Raw genomic sequence first — 14,813 nt, forward strand, 5'->3', positions numbered from 1 at the left:
GATCACGCGTGCCGCGCCCCGAGGTAGTCCGTGAGCGCCGCGAGGAACGCCTTCTTGCGCGGCCGGCTGATCAGCAGGTCGTGCCCGCCGACCATCAGCGCGCTGCTGCCCTGCACGCCGAGCACGTGCCGCAGGTTCACCAGGTACCCGCTGTTGCTGCGGAAGAAGCTCTTGCCCTCGAGCTCCGCCTCCAGCGACTTCAGCGGCCCGACCACCGAGTACCGGCCGTCGACGGTGTGCACCGTCGTGCGGTGCTTCGCCGACTCCAGGAACACGATGTCGTCCGTCGCCACGCGCACCAGGCCGCCGTCGACGGTCAGCAGCAGGTAGTCCGACGAGCGGCGGCGCAGCCGGGCGATCGAGCGCTTGATCTCCTGCGAGAACGCGAAGTACGGCACCGGCTTCAGCACGTAGCTCAGCGCGTCGACCTCGTAGCCCTTGATGGCGTACTGCGTCATGTTCGTGATGAACACGATGACGACGTCCCGGTCGACCTGCCGGATCTTCTCGGCCGCGCTGAACCCGTCGAGCTCGGGCATCTCGACGTCGAGCAGCAGGATGTCGAACACCGGGCGGTAGCCCGCGACCACCTGCGCGCCGTCGCTGAACCCGGTGACCTCGAACTGCTCGCCGTGGTCCTTCTCGTACCGACGGAGGTGGTCGAGGAGCAGCGCGGCGCTCGCCGCGTCGTCCTCGACGATGCCGATCCTGATCACGGTGCCGTTCTCCGGGGTCCGCCTGCCTCGCCCGCCGCGACGCGGGCCCTTGCGCCCGCCGCGGAGCGGCGTGGCGCGCCGCGGTCCCCTGTCGCGGCCCGCGGCTCCGGCGGGTCGCGGCCGATGGTAGGTGACGCGCGCCTGACGTGTCATCCACGCTGGCAGGAGGGTGAGACGGGCTGCGACGGGGTCGACCGTGCGCGCTCAGGTCGGGACGGCCATGGCCTCCTCGGCGTCGGCCTCGCCCTGGACGGCGGCGACGACGGCCGCGGCCAGGTCATCGGGGCGGCTGAGCTGGGGCCAGTGGCCGGTCGGCAGCTCGACGATCGTCACGTCCCGGATCCGCCCGAGCTCGCGCACGTACGGGTGGTCCTTCGCGATGAGGTCGCGCAGCACCGCCTCGGGCATGGTCGACGTGATGATCGTGACGGGGACCTCGTACCGGCGCTCGTCGTGCAGGCGCTGGGGGCCGTTGGCCACGAGCGGCGGGACGGAGAGCGCCCGTGCGCGGAAGTCGGCGCGGATCTCGTCCGTGAGCCCCTCGAGCTCCTCCTCCTCGAACACCCCCCAGTCCGGCAGCGGGACGACGCCGTCGACCACCGGCAGCTCGTCGTTGACGACACCGCCCTCGCCGAGCGGGCCGCTGTCGACGTAGACCACCTGCTCGACCCGGTCGGGGCGCAGGTCCGCCACGGCGTGCGCGACGGCGCCCCCGCCGCTGTGCCCGACGACCACGAACGGGCCGTCCATGCCGTCGATCAGGTCCGCGACCGCGCGCGCCTGGTCGGCGATCGTGATGCCCGCGACCTCGTCCGCCGCGCCGCCGGCGCCCAGCGGCGTGACGGGGTGCGGGGTGTGCCCGGCGGCCTCCAGGGCCGCGGAGACCGGCGCCCAGGAGGACGCGTCGAGCCAGAAACCCGGGATCAGGACGACGTTCATGCTCCGACGGTAGACGTGACCACCGACACACGCGACGGTGCGGCTGGCCGCGGCATCCCGACCGATTGGTAGTTGACGCTTCAAGCGTATGGTGGATGCATCTACCAGACACCGGGGTCGCCCCGGAGGAAGAAGTCGCAGTCATGAAGGCCCTGCAGTACCGCGAGATCGGCGCCCGCCCCGAGCTGGTCGAGGTCCCCACCCCCACGCCCGGCCCGTCGGAGGTGCTGCTCCGCGTCACCGCCGCCGGCGCCTGCCACTCGGACGAGTTCATCATGGGCGCCTCCGCGGAGGACTACTCCTTCAAGCCGCTGCCCCTGACGCTGGGCCACGAGGTCGCGGGCGTCGTGGAGCAGGTCGGCGCGGGCGTGCACGGCGTCGAGGTCGGCGAGAGCGTCCTGGTGTACGGCCCGTGGGGCTGCGGCCGGTGCTACGCCTGCGCGTCCGGCGAGGAGCAGAACTGCGAGCAGGGCATGCGGGCGCCGGGCATCTTCACCGACGGCGGCATGGCGGAGTACATGATCGTCGACGACGCCCGGCACCTCGTGCCGCTCGGCGACCTGGACCCGGTGCGCAACGTGTCGCTCACCGACGCCGGCCTCACCCCGTACCGCGCCGTGAAGTCCGCGCTCCCGCGCCTGACGCCCGGCACCACCGCGGTCGTGATCGGCTCGGGCGGCCTGGGCCACGTCGCCATCCAGATCCTCAAGGCGCTGACCCAGAGCACCGTCGTCGTGCTCGACGTCGCCGAGGACAAGCTGGCGTTCGCCCGCGAGGTCGGCGCCGACCACGCGTTCCTGTCGGACCCGGACGCGATCGAGTCGGTCAAGGGCCTGACCCGCGGCCTGGGCGCGGACGTGGTGTTCGACTTCGTCGGCATCCAGCCGACCGCCGACCTGGCCGGCGGCATGGTGCGCGTCGGCGGCGACGTCGTGGTCGTGGGCGTCGCGTCCGGCGCCGTGCGGATCGGCCAGACCACCGTGCCGCTCGACGTCAACGGCCGGGCCATCAACTGGGGCTCGCGCACCGAGCTCATGGAGGTCGTGGAGCTCGCGCGGCGCGGGGCCATCACGATCCACGTCGAGGAGTTCGGCCTGGACCGGGCCACCGAGGCGTACGAGCGCCTGCACGCCGGCCGGATCCGCGGGCGCGCGGTCATCGTCCCGGGCGCCTGAGGAGGACGCGCCCGTCTCCGCCGAGATCGGTACCTCTCGCCGAGATCGGTGCTCCTGAGCACCGATCTCGGGCGGAACCGCCGATCTCGGCGGGCGGGCGCGGGCGGCGCGGGCGGCGCGGGCGGCGCGGGGGTCAGCCCGCGATCGTGAAGTCCGAGGCGCCCTCCGGGTCGGCGTCGTGCTCCTCGACGCGCTCGACGTCGGCGAACCGCGGGCCGCGCCGCGCCCAGGCCGCGAGCGCCGCCACGGCGTCCTCGGGGCCCTCGGCGAGCGCCTCGACGGTGCCGTCGGCGCGGTTGCGCACCCAGCCGACGACGCCGAGCCGGCGGGCCTCCGCGGCCATCGACGCCCGGTAGCCGACCCCCTGCACCTGTCCGTGCACCACCCAGAGCCGCGCGGTCATCGCCCCAGTGTGGCGCGGGTGCCCGCGGGCACGCACCCGGCGAGGATGTCCGGGTGACCCGCCGCTCCCCGACCGCCGCGCACCGGCCCGCCGCCCCGGCCGCCGCCCGCCCGCTCGGCCGTGGCGCGCGGGTCGTCGCGGCGGCGTTCCTCGTCTCGGGCACGATCCACCTCGCGCGCCCCCGGGTGTTCGAGCCCGCCGTGCCCCGCGCCCTCCCCCGGCCGCGTGGCCTCGTGCTCGCCTCGGGCGTGGCGGAGCTCGCGTGCGCCGCCGGCCTGCTGGTCCCGGCGACCCGCCGGTTCGCGGGCGCGGCGAGCGCCGCGCTGCTCGTCGGGGTGTTCCCGGCGAACGTGCAGATGGCGGTCGACGGCGTCGGCGGGCTGGCGCGGCACCGGTCCCGGGCGCGGGTGGTCCGCGCCGCCGTGACGCTCGCGCGGCTGCCGCTGCAGTGGCCGCTGATCCGGTGGGCGTGGTCGGCGGGGCGGTGACGTCGCGTCCGCGATCCGGACGGTTCGGGTTCGTGGCGCGAGACGACCACGGTCACATCTCGGCGGATACCGGCTCGATCCGGACCGGGACTCTCGATCCGGCGGCGGCGTCGTCGCTACGGTCCGAGAGCCCGCCCGCACGGCGGCGGGCCGGCGGACGAGGAGGTCACGACCATGACGAGTCCGCTGCGCCGGGTGGCCGCGGTCGCCGGTGGCGCCGTCGCCGGCGTGCTGGCCTTCGCCGCCGCGAGCCTGGCGGCGGCGCTGTGGGTCCGAGCGCTGGGGAGCCCGGCCGCCGCGCTCGCGGCGGTGCTCCTCGTCGTGGCGGTCGGCGCGGTCCTGCCGGTCGCCGCCGCGCGCCGGCCGCTCGCCGGCCTGGTGGCGGCCGTCGTCATGCTGGCGCTCGCGAGCACCCTGTCGGTGCAGGCCCACTCCGGCGGGGTGGACCTCCTCCGGGCGGACCCCCCGGCGATGCTCACGCAGCGGACGGGCGGGCGGAACGGGGCTGTGCTCCTCGCTGTCGGCGCCGTGCTCGGCCCCTCCCTGGCGGGGCTCCTGCGCCGGCGTCGGGAGCGACGGGACCCCCGCGCGTCCTGACGCCCTGGCGCGCGGTCCGGTCCTCCCCCCTGCCGGGGACCGGCCCGCGCGCCCTCCGCGTCAGGCGTCGACCGGGCGGTTGCCCCGGAAGACGCCCCCGGGGTCGACGGCGGCCTTGACCGCCCGCAGCCGGTCGACCGTCGCGGCCGGGTAGGCCCGCCGGATCGACTCGTCGCGGTCGAGGAACGTGAGCGGTGCCGTGCCGGTGCTCCACGGCGCGAACGTGGTGAACAGCTGGTCGAGCGCGGCCGACACCAGCGGCGCGAGGTCCGGGCTGGGCACGATCGTCAGGCCCGTGAGCAGGTAGGGCTCGTCGGCGGTGCCGGCGGCGGCGGGCACCCGCTCCCGGGCGAGGGCGCCGCCGACGTGCCGGAGCTGCACCTGCAGCAGCGGGGTGCCGCTGCCGGCACCGGCGACGCGGAGCAGCTCGTCCACCGCGTCGTCGTCGAAGCCGCGCAGCCGGGTGCCCGCCAGCACGGCCGGCATCGGGTCGACCGGCTCCTCGGCGAGCAGCCCCACCTCGCCGGGCGCGACGTCGCGGAGGGTGTCCCGGAGCACCGGGCCGGCGGCGCGCAGCGGGGCGAGCAGCCGCTCGCCGGACTCGGCGTCGCCCAGGTAGGTGGCGGTGACGACGGCGAGCGACAGCCCGCGCATCTCCGCCGGGACGAACGGCGCGTCGGGCAGGTGCATCAGCGTGAACCACGCGGTCAGCTCCTCCGGCGCGGACCGGGTGACGTCCAGGAACGCCCGGAGCACGGACCCGGCGGCCTCGGCCGGGTAGCCCAGCAGCCCGCCGTAGATGCGCGGCGCGGGGTGCAGGTCGAGCTCGAGGGCCGTGACGAGCGCGAACTCGCCGCCGCCCCCGCGCAGCGCCCAGAGCAGGTCCGCGTCCGCGGCGTCGTCCGGCCGCACCCAGCGCAGCTCCCCGGCGGCGTCGACCACCTCCGCCGCTCGGATCGACGCGGCACCGGGCCCGAACGCCCGGCTGAACCAGGACAGCCCGCCGCACAGGCTGTAGCCGACGACCGTCACGTCGGGGTTCGAGCCGACCAGCCCGGTGAGGCCGGTGCCGTCCAGCGCGGTCTGCAGGTCGCCCCACTTCACCCCCGCGCCCACCCGGGCGACGTGGGCGTCGGCGTCCACCCAGATGTCCTCGAGGGCGGCGGTCCGCACCACGACCGTGCCGTCCAGCGCGGCGCTGGCGCCGTGCCCGTTGGGCTGGGCGCTGACAGTGACCCCGTTCCGGGCGGCCCAGCGCACCGTCGCGGCCACGTCGGCGGCGTCCGCGGCGACGACGAGGGCGAGGGGCTGCTGGTCGACCAGCCGGTTCCACGGCAGGCGTGCGGCGTCCCACTCGGGGTCGCCGGGGCCGAGCACCGCGCCGGTGACGGCGGCGCGGAGCTCGTCGAGCAGGGTGGTGCCGAGCGGCTCGCGGGCCGCGATCTCGATGACCATGACGACGAGGGTCGCGGCACCGGACGGACGCGCGGTATCCCAGGAACCTGGGTGGTCGCGGCACGCCGTCCCCCGACGCGGCGTGCCCAGCGCAAAATGGGGCTTTCCGGACGAACCGGACAGGAGCACGATCGGGAGCATGACGACGCTCCGGACGGAGCCCGTGCAGCGCGGGCTCGACGCCCTGGCCCGGTCGGGGCTGGAGTGGCACGCGTTCGTGGCGGGCGCGGTCGAGCTGCTCGGGGCCGCCGTCCCCTACGACGCCGCGTGCGTCGGCCCCGTGGACCCGGACACCGGCCTGCTCACCGGGTCGGTGAAGCGCAACCTCGGCGACGAGATGGACGTCGAGTTCCTGCGGCACGAGTACGTGACCGACGAGATCAACCTGTTCTCGGCGCTCGCCCGCCGGGAGCGCCCGGTCGGGATCCTCGCGGACGACACCGGGGGCGACCCGGAGCGGAGCAGCCGGCACCGCGACGTGTTCGTGCCGCACTGGGCGCTCGACCACGAGATGCGGGCCGCCGCGCTGGTCGACGGCACGCCGTGGGCCGCGGTCGCCCTGTACCGCAGCGGAGCAGCCGGCGGGTTCAGCCCCGCGGAGGCCGACTTCCTGGGCCGGGTGTCCCGGACGATCGCGCTCGGGGTGCGGGCCGGCCTGGTGACGGCGGTGGCGTCGCGGCCCGAGGGCGGGCCGGACGCCGGGCCGGCGGTCCTGGTCGTCGAGGCGGACGACTCGGTCAGCCGGCTCAGCCCCGCGGCGGAGGCGCGGGTCGCGGAGCTCGGGGGGTCAGGGTGGGGCGCGCTGCCGAACCCCGTCGCCGCCATCACCGCCGCCGCGCGCGCTCTGGGCAGCGGCCGGCGCGGCACCGTGCCCCGGCTGCGGGTGCGCACCCCGGCCGGCGAGTGGCTGGTCGTGCACGCGGCGCCGCTCACCGGGCCGGCGGGCGCACCGCCCCAGGTCGTGGTCACGATCGAGCAGGCGCGGCCGCCGGAGATCGTGCCGCTGGTCGTGGCCGCCTTCGGGCTGACCGGGCGGGAGCAGGAGGTCGTCGCGGCCGTGCTGCAGGGCGAGAGCACCCAGGAGATCGGGCGGTCCCTGCACCTGTCGCCGTGGACGGTGCAGGACCACCTCAAGGCGGTGTTCGAGAAGGCCGGCGTCGGGAGCCGCCGCGAGCTCGTGGCGCGGGTGTTCTTCGACCACTACGCGCCGCGGCTCAGCGACCGGATCGCGCCGGGCGGCTTCTTCGCGGGGGCCTGAGCCGGTCAGGAGCCGTCGCGGCGCAGCGGCACGCCCAGGATGGTGGGCTGCGGCTCGGGGAGCGTGTCCAGGCCGTCGGGCACCGGCGGCACCCCGCCGGTGGGCTCGGGGCCGACCCACACCCGCCAGAGCCCGTCGTCCCGCACGACCGTGCCCGGCGCCACGACGTGCGCGCGCCGGCCGGCGCGGTCCACCTGGGCGCGCAACCCGCCGGCGTGCGGGGCCGGCACGAACCCGACGACCCGGTTCCGGCACACGACGACGACCGCACCGTCCCGGCCGGCCTCCAGCACCACGTCCACGGGCACGGCGCGGCCGGCGGCGCGCTCGACGCCGGTCAGCACCTGCGTCAGGGCGACCTGGAGCGCGCGGGCCTCGGCGGCGTGGAAGCCGGACGGGACCTCGGCGGCCACGACGGTGCGGCGGAGTCTCACGACCCCAGCGTCCCACGCGGGATCCCGCGGGCCGGCCGGCCGGCGCCGTCAGTCCGGGACCAGACCGAGGCGGCGCGCGGCCGGCACCCCGCGGAGCACCGCGCCGGCCACGGGTCCGCCCGTGGCCACCAGCAGGTCGACGTGCGTGCGGGTCGCCGGGAAGATCCGGGCGCCCGTGGCGTACCGCGCGTCGAACGCGGGGTCGAAGAACGGCGCGTCCGTGGTCGCGAGGAGGTAGGTCATGCTCGCCACCCGGCCGACCGACCCGGGGCTGTACCGCCGGTGCGCCTCGGCGTAGGCGTCGAGGAAGCCGAACCAGGCCGTGCCCGACCGCAGCGCGTACCCGGTCCACAGCGTCACCCCGGCCGCGGCGAGCCGGACCACCCGCAGGTCCTTGTCCCGCCGGAACCCGCCGACGACGGCGCGGAACCAGCGCTCGGCCACCGGGTCCAGCGCGAGCGCCGCGCCGCCCCGCCCGGCGTCGCCCTTCCAGCCCGCCGCCTGGAGCGCGATGAAGTCGTCGTCGGCGCCCGGTTCGTCGGTGACGTCGTGCAGCTCCAGCGGCCCGCCCGCCTCGCGCGCCAGGCCCCGGGCGCCGCGGCGCATGTTCCGCCGCTCGTCGGTGGCCATGTGGTCCCAGGCCAGCGGTGGGTCGACGACCGGCCCCGGACCCTCGGGCACCTCCGGCACCGCCACGGCCGACCGCGGCGCGAAGGCCGCGACCTCGCGCCGTCGCTCCAGCACCGCCATGCCGTCGGCCGACGTGACCACGGCGAGCGCGCGCTCGACCGCACCACCGAGCGGCACGTGCTGCAGCTGCAGCAGCCCCGGCAGCCCGGCCGACCGCGCGCCCCGCAGCAGCGCGCCGAGCGCCTCGACCTCGCGACCGGCCCGGAGCAGCGGGTGGTGGCGGTCCGCGTGCCAGGTCATGAACGGACCGCCCGTCGTCGCGGCCCGCAGCGGCAGCCGCGGCGCGAAGGGTTTCGTGGTCACCGCGAGCGCCGCCAGCCACTCGGGTCCGTCCTCCACCACGAGGAGCCGGAGCCCGTCCGCCGCGTGGCCGCGGTCGCGCGCCGGGAGCAGGAAGCGCGGGTCGAGGTAGACGTTCGGCTCGGCCGCGTGGTCCGCCAGCCGGTGCCAGACCTCCCCGTCCGCGTCGGTCACGTCGGCGAGCGTGAGCAGCCTGGTCCGCACGGTGTCCTCCCCCTGGCACGCCCCGGTCCCGACGTGTCCGAGCGCGAGCGTACGGAGTGCTTTGTCCCGTTTTGGGCGGGTTTTCGGGTGAACCGATTCGCGACCGCGCGGCCGGGATCGCCGGCGACGAGGTCGCCGTGCGGCGGCGGCGGGCGACGCCCCTGCTCAGCACGTCGCCGGCCCCGGTCCACGGCCGGCCCGCCGGCGCGGACGGCGAGCGCGGTTCCTCCGAACGGCGGACACCCGGTCGGAGCAGCGCGCGCCGAGTGCGGTGGCCCCGGCGGAGCGCGGTACCCCGGCGCCCGTGCCGGACGCGAGCGACCGCGCTGCACCCACCGCCCGCCGCACCCTGGCGCGCGGCGGCCCGGCGCGCCACACTGGCCCGCGACAGCGACGTCGAGGAGGTGGGCCGTGCCGGGCGAGGAACCCGCCGCGCTCCGCCGCGGCCTGCCCTTCCCCGGCCGCGCCGCGCACGCCCACGCCGCGCACGAGCAGTTCCTCACCACCGGCACCGCCGCGGGGGTCCGGTCCGTCGTCGCCGACTCCTGGCGGCGCAGCCTCCGCAGCGGCGTGGACCCGGAGCGCCCGGCTCCCCCCGTCGCGCTGACCGACGTCGACCTGCGCGCCTACCGCGCGGAGCACCCGCTGCGGCACGCGCTGCCCGTCGTGCGCGGGCTCCTCCTCGACGCCGCGGTCACCGAGGGGTTCCTGGTCGCGCTCACCGACGCGGACGGCCGGCTGCTGTGGGTCGCCGGCGACGCGGGGGTGCGACGCGCCGTCGAGCGCGTCGGGTTCGTCGAGGGCGCGGCGTGGGACGAGGCGCACGCGGGGACGAACGCCCCGGGGACCGCGCTGGCCACGGGGCACGACGTCCAGGTGCTCGGCGCGGAGCACTTCACCCGGGCCGTCCAGCCGTGGAGCTGCACCGCCGCGGTGCTGCGGGACCCGGCCGGGCGCCCGCTCGGGGCGCTCGACGTGACCGGTCGGGACGCGGCGGCGTCCGCGCTCATGCTCTCCCTGGTGCGGGCGACCGCGGCCGCGGTGGAGGCGGACCTGCGCGCGCGGGTGCTGGCCCGGGGGCCCGGCCCCGCCGGCGGCGCCGGGTGGCCGGGTCCGTCGCTCAGCGCCGGGTGGCCCGCGACCCGCGTCCCTGCGGGCGCCGACCTGGACGGTGCCGCCGCCCCCACAGGTGCCGCTCCCGCCGCGCGGCTCGAGGTGCTGCGTCCCGGATCCGGCGTGCTGCACGCCCCCGGCGCCCCGCCCCGCGCGCTGTCGCTCCGGCACGCCGAGCTGCTGCTCCTGCTCGCCGAGCACCGCCGCGGGCTGCACGCCGACGAGCTCGCGGTCCTGCTGCACCCCGACGCGATGTCCGACGTCGCCGTGCGCGCCGAGGTGTCGCGCCTGCGGCGGGTCGCCGGGCCGCTGGTCGGCCGGTCGCGGCCGTACCGGCTCGCGGAGGCGCTCGGCACCGACGTCGCCGGGGTGCGGGAGTCGCTGGCGGCGCGCGACGTGCGCGCCGCGCTGGACCGGTACGCCGGGCCGGTGCTGCCGCGGTCGCGGGCGCCGGGCGTGGAGCAGGTCCGGGACGCGCTCGCCTCCGACGTGCGCGCCGCGGTGCTGCACGCGACCGACCCGGTCGTCCTGGAGCGGTGGCTCGACCGGGAGGAGGGCGCCGAGGACTGGCAGGCGTGGGAGCGGCTCGTCGCCGTGACGCCGCCCGGCTCCGCGGCGCACGCCCGCGCGGCCGGGCGCCTCGACCTGCTGGTGCGGCGGCTCGGCACCGGCCCGGCCGCGCACCCCTGGCGCTGACCGCACGCGGCGCCCGTGCGGCCCCGCCTGCGGTGCAACGCACCTGCAACCGTCGCCGACCTAGCGTCCGGGGCACGCGCCGCAACGAGGCGGCGCGCCCGGCCGCTCCGCACCCCGGGACGGCCGGTCAGCCTGCACGGAGGGCGCACATGACCGTCTACGCAGCGCCGGGGCAGCCCGGCAGCCCCGCCACCTACCGCGAGCGCTACGACCACTGGATCGGCGGCGAGTTCGTCGCCCCCGCGTCCGGCCGCTACTTCGAGAACCCGTCGCCGGTGACGGGTCGCACCTTCACCGAGGTCGCCCGCGGCGACGCCGCCGACATCGACCGGGCGCTGGACGCCGCGCACGGCGCCGCGCGGTCCTGGGGGCGGACGTCCGCGACGGAGCGGGCCGTCATCCTCAACAAGATCGCCGACCGCATCGAGCAGAACCTCGAGATGCTGGCCGTCGCGGAGACCTGGGAGAACGGGAAGCCGGTCCGCGAGACGCTGGCCGCCGACCTGCCGCTGGCCGTGGACCACTTCCGGTACTTCGCCGGGGCGGTCCGCGCGCAGGAGGGCTCGATCTCCGAGATCGACGCCGACACCATCGCGTACCACTTCCACGAGCCGCTGGGCGTCGTCGGGCAGATCATCCCGTGGAACTTCCCGCTGCTCATGGCGACCTGGAAGCTGGCGCCCGCGCTGGCCGCGGGCAACGCCGTGGTGATGAAGCCGGCCGAGCAGACACCCGCGTCGATCCTGCTGCTGATGGAGCTGATCGCCGACCTGCTGCCCCCGGGCGTCGTCAACGTGGTCAACGGGTTCGGCGTCGAGGCCGGCAAGCCGCTCGCGTCCAGCCCGCGCATCCGCAAGATCGCCTTCACCGGCGAGACCACCACCGGGCGGCTGATCATGCAGTACGCCAGCCAGAACATCATCCCGGTGACCCTCGAGCTCGGCGGGAAGAGCCCGAACATCTTCTTCGAGGACGTCGCCCGGGCCAAGGACGACTACTACGACAAGGCGCTCGAGGGGTTCACGATGTTCGCCCTCAACCAGGGCGAGGTGTGCACCTGCCCGTCGCGCGCGCTCATCCAGGAGTCGATCTACGACGGCTTCCTCGCCGACGCCATCGCCCGCACCGAGGCGGTCAAGCAGGGCAACCCGCTCGACACCGAGACGATGATCGGCGCGCAGGCGTCCAACGACCAGCTCGAGAAGATCCTGTCCTACATCGACATCGGCAAGGCCGAGGGCGCCAAGGTGCTCACCGGCGGGACGCGGGCCGAGCTCGACGGCGACCTCGCCGGCGGGTACTACGTGACGCCGACGATCTTCGAGGGCAAGAACTCCATGCGGATCTTCCAGGAGGAGATCTTCGGCCCGGTCGTCGCGGTGACGTCGTTCTCCGACTACTCGGACGCGATCCACACGGCCAACGACACCCTCTACGGGCTGGGCGCCGGCGTGTGGTCCCGCGAGTCGGCGATCGCCTACCGCGCGGGCCGCGACATCGAGGCCGGGCGGGTGTGGACGAACTGCTACCACGCCTACCCCGCGGCGGCGGCGTTCGGCGGCTACAAGGGCTCGGGCGTCGGCCGCGAGAACCACAAGATGATGCTCGACCACTACCAGCAGACCAAGAACCTGCTGGTGTCCTACTCGGGCCAGAAGCTCGGGTTCTTCTGACCGGCACCCCGTGGGGCCCCGCACGCCCCGGGCCCCACGGGCAGGGAGGCACGATGAGCAGGGTCGACCACACCCCGGCCGCCGCGGACCTGCTGCGCCGGCTGCGGGACCAGCACGGGGAGCTGATGTTCCACCAGTCCGGGGGCTGCTGCGACGGGTCGTCGCCCATGTGCTACCCGGCGGGCGAGTTCCTCACGGGCGACGCCGACCTCCACCTCGGGGACCTCGCGGTCGACGACGGCTTCACGGTGCCGGTGTGGATGAGCCGGAGCCAGTTCGCCTACTGGCGGCACACCCACCTGACGATCGACGTCGTACCCGGCCGCGGCGCCGGGTTCAGCCTGGAGGCGCCGGAGGGCGTCCGCTTCCTCATCCGCAGCCGCCTCCTGACGGACGAGGAGTGGGCGGCTGACGGCGCGGACGCGGCGCCGCGGGTCGGGCCGGCGTAGCCGCGGGCGCGAGGTCGACGGTTCCGCGCGACACGCCGCGGCGACACGCCGCTGGCTGTCGCGGAACCGTCGACCTCGACGACGGCGGGGTGATGCGTCAGCGAAACGGCTGACCGCGGGCTGTGCGTCCCCTTAGGGTCGAGGCAGCCCACCCGACCGACCGGCCCTCGCGGCCGCGCCCGAGGAGTCCCATGGAGCTCGCCGGAACTGCCCTGATCGTCGTGCTGGCGGTCGTCGTCGTGATCGCGGTCGCGGTCGTCGGCGCGATCTACGCCAAGGTCCGGTTCAAGATCGCGACGCCCGACGAGGCGCTGATCATCACCGGCCGCAAGAGCGGCAAGCCGGTGATCAACCCGGAGACGGGCGACGAGACCACCGACCTGTCCGGCCAGCGCGTCGTGATCGGCGGCGGCACGTTCGTGAAGCCGATCTTCGAGCAGGTCGTGCGGCTCTCGCTGGCGTCGCAGAGCTTCCCGGTCGCCGCCGAGGACGCCACCACCAAGTCGGGCGTCGGCGTCACGCTGCGGTCGATCGCGGTGGTCAAGGTCGGCGGGACCGAGCGCATGGTGCGCGCCGCCGCGCAGCGGTTCGCCGGCCGCAACCAGGAGCAGGTCATCGAGCAGCAGACCTCCGAGGTGCTGGTCGGCGTGCTCCGCACCATCGCCGGCACGCTGACCGTCGAGTCGATCCTGTACGAGCGCCAGGAGTTCTCGAAGGAGGTCAAGGACATCGCGGTGCCGATGCTGGCCGAGCGCGGCCTGATCCTGGAGAACTTCGAGATCCAGACCGTCGAGGACACCGGCGAGTACATCCGCAACCTCGGCCGCCCACGCGCCGCCGCCGTCGCCCGCGACGCCGAGATCGCCGAGGCCCAGGCCCGGCAGGAGAGCACCGAACGGTCGAACGAGGCCGCCGTGCAGATCGCCGAGTCGAACAAGGCGCTCGCGCTGCGCAACGCGACCATCGCCCAGGAGACCGCGACCGCCCAGGCCGACGCCGCCGCCGCGCAGGAGCGCGCCCAGGCCGAGGCCCAGCAGGAGGTCCTGATCCAGCAGGAGCAGGTGGCGCTGCGCCGCGCCGCCCTGCGCGAGCAGGAGCTGCAGACCGAGGTCCGCAAGCCGGCCGAGGCCCGCAAGTACGAGGCGGCCCAGGAGGCGGACGCGCGCAAGTACGCCGCCGAGCAGGAGGCCGAGGCGTTCAAGACGTCGGCGATCCGCAAGGCCGAGGCCGAGGCCCAGCGCACGACCGCGCAGGCCGACGCCGAGGCGTCCGCCGCCCGCGCCCGCGCCGAGGCCGCGCTGATCGAGCAGCAGCGCCGCGCCGAGGGCGCCCTGGCCATCGCCCGGGCCGAGGCCGACGGCATCCAGGCGCGCGGTGAGGCCGAGGCCGCCGCCGAGCGCGCGCAGGGCGAGGCCCGCGCCGCCGCGATCAAGGCGGAGTCCGACGCGTACCAGGCGTTCCCGGAGTCGGCGCGGCTGCAGATGGTGCTCGACGCGCTGCCGAAGCTGGCCCAGCCGTACGCCGACGCGCTCGGCACGATCGACGACATCACGATCATCGACAAGGACGGCGCCTCGCGGCTGCCCGGCCAGGTGTCGACGGGCGTGCAGGAGCTCGCGACGATGCTCAAGGCGCAGACGGGGATCGACCTGCTCGACCTGGTCCGCGGGCTGGGCGGCGGGTCGGGCTCCGCGCCCGCGCACACCGTCCCGGCGCAGAGCCACGCGGCCGTCGCCCCGGTGCACGCCCCCGCCGACCGGTCCGCGGCCGGCGCCGACGGCTCCGCTGACTGACCGGGCGCACCGATGTCCTGGCTGACCAAGCTGCTCCGCGGGCCCGACGCGCCGATGCTCTCGGCGACGTCGGGGACCGCGCCCGGAGAGCCGAGCAGCGGCGCCCCGGCCGGAGCCCCGAGCCGCGGGTCCGGCCTCACCGGTGCGCAGCTGCGCGCCCGGCTCGCCACGACTCCGGTCACGACGTTCCGCGAGGGCTACGACAAGAGCGAGGTCGAGGGGTTCGCCGAGCGCGCCGCGGCCGCGCTGGACGGGGTCGACGGGTCGCTCGCGCCGGAGGACGTGCTGAACCAGCGGTTCCAGGCGACGAAGTTCCGCGAGGGCTACGACCAGGACGCGATCGACGACCTGCTCGACGAGGTCGTGGTCGCGCTCCGCGCCCGCGGCTGACCGCCCGCACCGACCACCCGTCCCCGGCGCGCGACGACGA

14 protein-coding genes and 1 pseudogene are annotated in these 14,813 nt (G+C 76.1%); 9 read left to right on the plus strand and 6 right to left on the minus strand.

The features are described 5' to 3' along the window. Nucleotides 1-2: 2 nt before the first annotated feature. Both MHY85_RS09790 and MHY85_RS09795 read right to left on the minus strand, forming a co-directional pair. A complete protein-coding gene (locus MHY85_RS09790; protein ID WP_239195880.1) occupies nucleotides 3-716 on the minus strand; it encodes a LytTR family DNA-binding domain-containing protein in 714 nt (237 codons plus the stop codon). Nucleotides 717-920: 204 nt separating this feature from the next. Then, nucleotides 921-1,655 carry an alpha/beta fold hydrolase gene (locus tag MHY85_RS09795; RefSeq protein WP_239195881.1) on the minus strand — a complete coding sequence of 245 codons (735 nt, stop codon included), beginning with the start codon at nucleotides 1,653-1,655 and terminating at the stop codon, nucleotides 921-923. Between the two features lie 143 nt (nucleotides 1,656-1,798). Between MHY85_RS09795 and MHY85_RS09800 the strand changes: the two genes are divergently transcribed. Further along, nucleotides 1,799-2,830 carry an NAD(P)-dependent alcohol dehydrogenase gene (locus MHY85_RS09800; RefSeq protein WP_239195883.1) on the plus strand — a complete coding sequence of 344 codons (1,032 nt, stop codon included), beginning with the start codon at nucleotides 1,799-1,801 and terminating at the stop codon, nucleotides 2,828-2,830. Nucleotides 2,831-2,963: 133 nt separating this feature from the next. Here the strand turns inward: MHY85_RS09800 and MHY85_RS09805 are convergent, their stop codons facing one another. Beyond that, on the minus strand, nucleotides 2,964-3,233 hold the full coding sequence (locus MHY85_RS09805; protein ID WP_239195885.1) for an acylphosphatase: 270 nt from the start codon (nucleotides 3,231-3,233) through the stop codon (nucleotides 2,964-2,966). 53 nt (nucleotides 3,234-3,286) lie between these two features. On the opposite strand from MHY85_RS09805, the gene MHY85_RS09810 reads away from it, so the two are divergent. Both MHY85_RS09810 and MHY85_RS09815 read left to right on the plus strand, forming a co-directional pair. Beyond that, the gene (locus tag MHY85_RS09810; protein WP_239195886.1) at nucleotides 3,287-3,721 is read left to right on the plus strand and encodes a DoxX family protein; all 435 of its coding nucleotides are present in this window, start codon (nucleotides 3,287-3,289) and stop codon (nucleotides 3,719-3,721) included. Nucleotides 3,722-3,895: 174 nt separating this feature from the next. Continuing rightward, nucleotides 3,896-4,318 (plus strand): hypothetical protein, encoded by a 423-nt coding sequence (locus tag MHY85_RS09815; RefSeq protein ID WP_239195888.1) that lies wholly within the window; start codon nucleotides 3,896-3,898, stop codon nucleotides 4,316-4,318. 60 nt (nucleotides 4,319-4,378) lie between these two features. On the opposite strand, the gene MHY85_RS09820 is transcribed toward MHY85_RS09815, so the two are convergent. Then, nucleotides 4,379-5,773 (minus strand): FAD-binding oxidoreductase, encoded by a 1,395-nt coding sequence (locus tag MHY85_RS09820; protein WP_239195889.1) that lies wholly within the window; start codon nucleotides 5,771-5,773, stop codon nucleotides 4,379-4,381. Between the two features lie 139 nt (nucleotides 5,774-5,912). Between MHY85_RS09820 and MHY85_RS09825 the strand changes: the two genes are divergently transcribed. After that, a complete protein-coding gene (locus tag MHY85_RS09825; protein ID WP_239195891.1) occupies nucleotides 5,913-7,031 on the plus strand; it encodes a helix-turn-helix transcriptional regulator in 1,119 nt (372 codons plus the stop codon). Nucleotides 7,032-7,036: 5 nt separating this feature from the next. On the opposite strand, the gene MHY85_RS09830 is transcribed toward MHY85_RS09825, so the two are convergent. Next, nucleotides 7,037-7,465, minus strand: coding sequence for a hypothetical protein (locus tag MHY85_RS09830; RefSeq protein ID WP_239195892.1), 429 nt, complete (start codon nucleotides 7,463-7,465; stop codon nucleotides 7,037-7,039). Nucleotides 7,466-7,513: 48 nt separating this feature from the next. Continuing rightward, nucleotides 7,514-8,659, minus strand: coding sequence for a GNAT family N-acetyltransferase (locus tag MHY85_RS21845; RefSeq protein WP_239195893.1), 1,146 nt, complete (start codon nucleotides 8,657-8,659; stop codon nucleotides 7,514-7,516). A gap of 411 nt (nucleotides 8,660-9,070) precedes the next feature. Between MHY85_RS21845 and MHY85_RS09840 the strand changes: the two genes are divergently transcribed. The 5 genes and pseudogenes from MHY85_RS09840 to MHY85_RS09860 all read left to right on the plus strand — a co-directional run. Next, nucleotides 9,071-10,468: a transcriptional regulator gene (locus MHY85_RS09840; protein WP_239195894.1), complete on the plus strand. Its 1,398-nt coding sequence runs from the start codon at nucleotides 9,071-9,073 to the stop codon at nucleotides 10,466-10,468. Nucleotides 10,469-10,617: 149 nt separating this feature from the next. Beyond that, nucleotides 10,618-12,141: an aldehyde dehydrogenase gene (gene adh / locus MHY85_RS09845; RefSeq protein WP_239195895.1), complete on the plus strand. Its 1,524-nt coding sequence runs from the start codon at nucleotides 10,618-10,620 to the stop codon at nucleotides 12,139-12,141. Between the two features lie 53 nt (nucleotides 12,142-12,194). Continuing rightward, nucleotides 12,195-12,590 carry a DUF779 domain-containing protein gene (locus MHY85_RS09850; RefSeq protein ID WP_239195896.1) on the plus strand — a complete coding sequence of 132 codons (396 nt, stop codon included), beginning with the start codon at nucleotides 12,195-12,197 and terminating at the stop codon, nucleotides 12,588-12,590. Between the two features lie 191 nt (nucleotides 12,591-12,781). After that, a complete protein-coding gene (locus tag MHY85_RS09855; RefSeq protein ID WP_239195897.1) occupies nucleotides 12,782-14,383 on the plus strand; it encodes a flotillin family protein in 1,602 nt (533 codons plus the stop codon). A gap of 246 nt (nucleotides 14,384-14,629) precedes the next feature. Further along, nucleotides 14,630-14,761, plus strand: a pseudogene (locus MHY85_RS09860) (DivIVA domain-containing protein); the annotation flags it as partial. Nucleotides 14,762-14,813: the final 52 nt, after the last annotated feature.

This window comes from Cellulomonas sp. ACRRI, from assembly GCF_022346185.1.
GTDB lineage: Bacteria > Actinomycetota > Actinomycetes > Actinomycetales > Cellulomonadaceae > Cellulomonas.

Excerpts from the sequence above, each read along its gene's own strand:
- MHY85_RS09825 (WP_239195891.1), top strand. The coding sequence starts at position 5,913 with ATGACGACGCTCCGGACGGAGCCCGTGCAGCGCGGGCTCGACGCCCTG.
- MHY85_RS09815 (WP_239195888.1), top strand. The coding sequence starts at position 3,896 with ATGACGAGTCCGCTGCGCCGGGTGGCCGCGGTCGCCGGTGGCGCCGTC.
- MHY85_RS09805 (WP_239195885.1), bottom strand. The coding sequence starts at position 3,233 with ATGACCGCGCGGCTCTGGGTGGTGCACGGACAGGTGCAGGGGGTCGGC.
- MHY85_RS09855 (WP_239195897.1), top strand. The coding sequence starts at position 12,782 with ATGGAGCTCGCCGGAACTGCCCTGATCGTCGTGCTGGCGGTCGTCGTC.
- adh (WP_239195895.1), top strand. The coding sequence starts at position 10,618 with ATGACCGTCTACGCAGCGCCGGGGCAGCCCGGCAGCCCCGCCACCTAC.
- MHY85_RS09795 (WP_239195881.1), bottom strand. The coding sequence starts at position 1,655 with ATGAACGTCGTCCTGATCCCGGGTTTCTGGCTCGACGCGTCCTCCTGG.
- MHY85_RS09850 (WP_239195896.1), top strand. The coding sequence starts at position 12,195 with ATGAGCAGGGTCGACCACACCCCGGCCGCCGCGGACCTGCTGCGCCGG.
- MHY85_RS09800 (WP_239195883.1), top strand. The coding sequence starts at position 1,799 with ATGAAGGCCCTGCAGTACCGCGAGATCGGCGCCCGCCCCGAGCTGGTC.
- MHY85_RS09820 (WP_239195889.1), bottom strand. The coding sequence starts at position 5,773 with ATGGTCATCGAGATCGCGGCCCGCGAGCCGCTCGGCACCACCCTGCTC.